This window comes from Acidithiobacillus sulfurivorans (genome assembly GCF_018853815.1).
Lineage (GTDB): Bacteria > Pseudomonadota > Gammaproteobacteria > Acidithiobacillales > Acidithiobacillaceae > Acidithiobacillus > Acidithiobacillus sulfurivorans.
Genome location: NZ_JAAOMP010000070.1, coordinates 1 through 325, shown reverse-complemented (window position 1 = coordinate 325; position 325 = coordinate 1). Strand labels below are relative to the sequence as shown.

Sequence of the window (325 nt, the reverse complement as noted above, 5' to 3'; positions counted from 1 at the left end):
CAGTTGGCAGCCCGGTAACAGGCGCCGGTAAAACGGGGGGATTCTACGAAGGTCTCGGCCAGCACGATGGGATGCCCATAGACGAATTGCTAATCTGCAGAGAGTCTGTGCAGATTCAACGCCAGAATACGGGATGCCAGATTCGGGAAAGATTCTCCGGGCAGAATCAGAAAACGGGCGTTATTGGGTAACCGGTAACTGAGCGGCGTTATATCCTGAAATTTTCAGAGGTGCAGAATAGTCTCCCAGGATAGGACTGAGGAGAAAATACATGGTGCCATCAAAACTACGCAGGAAAGCCCCGCGCCGCAGCGCCCAAGCCTGG

General features: G+C 53.8%; 1 protein-coding gene. It reads left to right on the top strand.

Annotation, left to right across the window (positions count from 1 at the left end):
• The coding region (locus HAP95_RS06085; protein WP_215883402.1) for a hypothetical protein at positions 1 to 191 on the top strand (191 nt) is incomplete at its 5' end.
• Positions 192 to 325 lie beyond the last annotated feature (134 nt).